This is a genomic window from Anaerolineae bacterium (genome assembly GCA_011176535.1).
Taxonomy (GTDB): Bacteria; Chloroflexota; Anaerolineae; order Anaerolineales; family DRMV01; genus DUEP01.
Genome location: DUEP01000070.1, coordinates 1 through 5468, shown reverse-complemented (window position 1 = coordinate 5468; position 5468 = coordinate 1). Strand labels below are relative to the sequence as shown.

At 62.5% G+C, this 5468-nt stretch carries 3 protein-coding genes; all 3 read left to right on the top strand.

The window, feature by feature from the left end:
* Window positions 1–160 precede the first annotated feature (160 nt).
* A complete protein-coding gene (locus G4O04_07105; GenBank protein HEY58283.1) occupies window positions 161–1591 on the top strand; it encodes a SpoIIE family protein phosphatase in 1431 nt (476 codons plus the stop codon).
* 36 nt (window positions 1592–1627) lie between these two features.
* Window positions 1628–3553, top strand: a complete 1926-nt coding sequence (locus G4O04_07100) for a VWA domain-containing protein (protein HEY58282.1) — start codon at window positions 1628–1630, stop codon at window positions 3551–3553.
* A 39-nt stretch (window positions 3554–3592) separates the two neighbouring features.
* Window positions 3593–5468: protein kinase (locus tag G4O04_07095; GenBank protein ID HEY58281.1), on the top strand; the 1876-nt coding region annotated here is incomplete at its 3' end.

Genomic DNA, 5468 nt, shown 5'->3' with positions numbered 1-5468 from the left:
TCTCCACCTGCCGCAAGCAGCAGCGGCCTGTCTTCCATACCTTGCGCACTTTGTTCGCTCACCAACCTGTGAACCTCCTTGTCGATCACGGGTAGGTAGTTGCTCCATTTCCTTTGCTGTACACTCAACCGCGTAAGTCCTGTTACTGAAAGGTGATCTTATGCCCAAGATAACGGCTTACTACCGTTCCGATACTGGACGCAAGCGTGAGAACAACGAGGACGCGGTAGGCGGGCACGCGCCGCGGAACGCCCGCGAAGCGCGCCAGAGCGGATGGCTGTATGTGGTGGCCGACGGCCTGGGCGGGCATCAGTTCGGCGAACGCGCTAGCCAGCACGCGGTGAAGACTTTGCTGGAAGGCTACTGCGCCTCGCCCGACGAGTCGCCGCCCGAACGCCTGCGCCGCCTTATCCAGCAAGCCAATGCCGAAATTTACCAGGAGGCGCGCCGCACGCTGGAGGACAACCAAAGCATGGCCACCACCATCGTGGCCGCCGCCATCCACCAGGGCACCCTCTATCTGGCCCATGTGGGCGACAGTCGGGCTTATCTCATCCGCGGCGAGCGCATCTACCGCCTGACCCGGGACCACAGCGTGGTGGAAGAGATGGTGCGCTCCGGGGCCATGACCCCTGAAGAGGCCCGCACCTCCAAACTGCGCAACCGGCTCACCCGTAGCGTGGGCACCCGGCCCAAGGTAGAGGTCGAACTCAGCAAGCCAATTCCTCTGCAACCCGGCGATCTGACTCTGCTTTGCTCCGACGGCCTGACCCAATATGCCGACGATGAGGACATCCTGGCCGCGGCTTACGGCGAACCGCGGGACATCGTGGAACGCCTGATCGACTTTGCCAACGCCCGCGGCGGGTCGGACAATGTGACGGTGGCGGCGATTAGCTACGGCGGTTCTACAGCCCTGGCTCACCGGCCGCGCGCAGACCGGATCGCGCTGGCGGTAGGGACCGTGGGGGTGTTTCTGGCTGCAGGGTTGGCCCTGGCTGCCCAGGCCGGGTGGTGGCCCCTGGCCCGGCGCACCGCCACACCATCCCCTACGCCCATCCTCACGCAACCACCGCCGTCCACAATCCCCCTTTCCCCCGGTGCATTTCCCTTGAACACCCCGTCCTCATCCCCTGCTTTCACCGCTATGCCGACAACGGCCTCGCCCTCTCCCTCAGCAGAGGAAACCGGCTCGCCAGAGGTGAGCCCCCCTGCTCCTGAATCCACCCTCAGCCTGCCAGACCTTTGCCTCTACCATATCCAGGAAGGGGACGATGTCGAGAGCATCGCCCAACGGTTCGGTATCCCGGTGGAAGAGGTTCTGACGGCCCATCAGGGGACGGCAACATCCCTGGAAACGGGCGAAACCCTCCGGTTGTCCGGGCTCACGGCGGAACAATGTGCGACAGGAGGTGGCGTGGTGGTCACGGCCACGCCAACGCCATCGGCCACGCCCCCCCCGACATCAACCTCCACCCTCTCTCCGACGGCCACCCGGACGCTATCTCCCACCCCCACCACGACATTTACCGTCGCACCATCATCATCCCCCTCGACGCTCACAACAATGTCCTCTTCAGGAGGAAACTGAGCCCTTCGCGGCCCACCCCATCCAAGGAGAAAAAAGATGAGGCGCTGGCATTTTCCCATGGTGATCATCGCACTCTTTGCTCTTACCCTGCTGGGTGCCCGGACCGTGGCAGCCCAGGGGGAGATTCGGTTGAACCTTTTCGACGCTGTGGCTGAACCCAACCCCGGTGCGCCTACCTATCAGGTCAAACTGTACTTTTCTCTTCTGGACAGTGGCGGCAACCCGATAAAAAGCCTCACCGCCGATGATCTGACCCTGAAGGAAGACGGCCAGCCGGTGCCGGTGGACTCGCTGGACACGATCGAGGAGTCCGTCAGCGTGGCTGTGTTGCTGGACACCAGCGGCAGTATGGCCGGGAAGAAAATCGAAGCCGCCCGTGAGGCCGCAGTGGAGTTCATCCAAAACTTGAAGGAAGGCGACCGGGTGGCTGTACTCACCTTTGACACGCGCCCGGCTATCCAGATCGACTTTACCGAAGAGCATGAGGCGGCCAGTCAAAATGTGGAACTCATCCGACCCACGCCCGGAGGGGCCACCTGTCTTTATGACGCTCTCTTCCAGGCCGTGCAGATGGTGGCCGCCGAGCCGGTGGGGCGACGGGCCATCCTGGTGCTCACGGATGGCGTCGATGAAATCAACGGCCGGCCGTGCAGCACCCATTCTCTGGAAGATGTACTGGCCCTGGCCACCAACCCGGCCCATCGTGTGCCCATTTACCCTATCGGATTGGGAAATGTGGTAAGCGAGAAAGTGCTGGATCGACTGGCCAGGGAAACCCATGCCCGCGCCCAGTACGCCCCCACACCCGACCAACTCGGCGCCCTCTTTGGCCGGATGAACGATGAGTTACGCTCCCGCTATGTGCTGCGCTACACTTCCCAGGCGGGGGGTGGCTCCCACACCCTGACCCTGGAAGTGCGTTATCGGGATATCCAGGAACAGGCCCAAATCGCGGTGGATTTCCCGCCCCTGCCGTACTTCATCCTGTTTGACAGCCCCAAAGATGGTGAGAATGCCTATAAGCCCCTGACCATTGCCATCACCGTGGGAGGCGAGGGTGCTTCCATCAAAAAGGTGCAGTTTCTGGCCAATGGCGCCCCCATCGGAGAAGACAGCGATCCCCCTTACACCCTGGAATGGGACCCCACCGGATACCCTGAGGGGACGGACATCCTGATCGAGGCTGTACTTCAAGACGCGACCGGGACCCAACTGGCGCGCAGCGGCGTCACGATTCATCGCGTGCCGCCGCCCACGCCCACGCCGCTTCCCACCGCCATATCGACCCCCACCCCTTCGATGGCAGCTCCTGCCAGCGCAAAATCATGGTGGGCCACGCTGACGGCCTCTCCCTGGGGGCCCTTCCTGCTCGGCGGGATAAGTCTGCTTGGCATGGCCCTGCTGGTCTTCATTCTGGTAGGCGCCCGGCGTCGTAAGGCCCGGGAGGCCGAGCGCGCTCGCCAGTGGGAAGCCAAACTCCAGGCAGCGCCCCAGGCGGTCGAGACCGACATGGAACACACCATGGATGTTCTGGCTCCCAGCAGCGAAGCGCTGGGCGTGCTGGTTGTCTTGCAAAGCGAAGACCCCTCAATGGTCAACCAGCGCTTTGAGATCACCCGCTCCGTGACCACCCTGGGACGCAAGTCCACCAACGACATCGCCTTTCCCCGCGATATGGCCGTTTCCCGGCAGCACGCGGTCATTGAGGAGCGCGATGGACGGCTCTATCTGAGCGAAGCTGTGAGCGTAGACGAACACGGTCGCCCTCGCCGTCCGACCTACGGCACTTTTGTCAACGGTCACCAGATTGAAGCCAGTGTATTGCTCCGCGATGGCGATGAGATTCAATTGGGTAAGCGGCTTCGCCTGCGCTTTGAGGCCGTGCAGCCGATGGATAGCGAAGAGGACCGTACCATCGACCAGGGCTTTACGGACGATGACCGTACCATCAACATGGGATAACGGAATTATGCAAGGAACCTGGCCTCAAGGAGAAGTGTCATGAGCGACCTCATCGGCCAAAACCTCGGCCGCTACCACATTCTGGAACAACTGGGCCGGGGCGGCATGGCCACCGTGTACAAAGCCTACGACACCCGCTTAGAGCGGGAGGTGGCCATCAAGGTCATCCGCAAGGGCGCTTTCCCGCCTGAGCAACTGGAGCGCATCCTCAAGCGCTTCGAGCGGGAAGCCAAAGCCCTGGCTCGCCTGACCCATCCTAACATCGTGCCGGTCATCGACTACGGCGAACACGAAGGCTCGCCTTATCTGGTCATGCCTTATCTGCCCGGCGGCACGCTGAAGGGGCGCCTGGGGCAATCCTGGCCCTGGGAGGACGCCCTGCGCCTGCTGATCCCCATCGCCGATGCCTTAGCCTACGCCCACAAGCACCACATCCTGCACCGGGATGTCAAACCCTCCAACATCCTGCTCACCGAAAAGGGCCAGCCCATGCTGACCGACTTCGGCATCGCCAAGTTCCTTGACCTGGAAGACGGCCAGACGCTGACGGGCACGGGGGTAGGCGTGGGCACGCCGGAGTACATGAGCCCGGAGCAGGGGCTGGGCAAGAAGGTGGGGCCGCCTACGGATGTGTACGCCTTAGGCGTGGTGCTGTACGAGATGCTGACGGGGCGCAAGCCCTACACGGCGGACACGCCGATGGCCGTGGTGCTCAAGCATGTCAGCGACCCGCTGCCGCGGCCGCGGCAGTTCGTGCCCGACCTGCCGGAGGCGGTGGAGCGGATTTTGTTCAAAGCGCTGGCGAAGGACCCGGCGGTGCGGTATGGGAGCATGGCCGAGATGAAGGCGGCCATGGAACGGGCGCTGGTACAGGGAATGGCACTCGGGGAAAAGAGGGAAGCCGAGCGCCGCCCCCCCCTCGGCCAGGCTCGATCCCGCCTCGGGGCTTCCGTCCGAGGAAGACGCCCCACCATTGGCCAGGGCATGGAGGTGGCCTCTGCCCAGCCGCCAAGCGCCTCGTCGGCGGCCGGGTCCCGCATGCGCAAGCCGGCCAGCAGGGATAGACATTCCCGCCTCCGGAGGCAGGCCTGGCTTTGGGCCGGATTGGGTCTGGTCCTCCTGCTAGCCGGACTGATTGGTGGAGTTTTCTGGCAGAAGCAGCATCAACTTACTTTGCAAGCCACCGTCCCCACCATGGGAAAACCTACTGACACACATACCGTTACTATTACTCCCACTTTGTCTCCGCACACGGGAGCCTGGGTGGATGAGGTGGTCGTCTCCACCTTTGACCAGGAACAGGCCATTGCCCGCTTGAAGACCGGGGATGTGGATATCTACGCCGACACCCTGGTGGATCGGGAGACCTACAACGAGGTGCTCCACGATCCGAAGACCTACAACGAGGTGCTCAACGATCCGAATCTGGAAGCCGCTGCGGCGGTCACCGGCACGTTGGTGGATATCCATGTGAACCCCACCGAGTTCCAGAATGGCTGGAACCCCTTCACGGACCAGCAAATTCGCGAGGCCTTGCACTATCTGCTGGATCGTGAATATGCAGCCAAGGAAATTCACGGCGGGTTGGCCTATCCGAAGTACACGGCCCTGTCCGTGAACTTGCCCGAGTATGTGAACGTTATTGACACGATGAAGGCCCTGGAGGCCAAGTACCGCTACAACCCCGAAAAGGGCAAGGCCATCATCGCCGAGCGCATGCAGGCCCTGGGCGCTGAGATGAAGGATGGGAAGTGGTACAAGGACGGCGAGCCTGTTGTGGTCCACTTCATCATCCGCACCGATTTGTGGAAGAACAAGGAAATCGGTGACATGTTCTCCAACGCCCTGGAAGACGCGGGCTTCACCGTGGATCGCATGTACAAGACCCGCGACGAGGCCAGCCCCATCGTCTTTG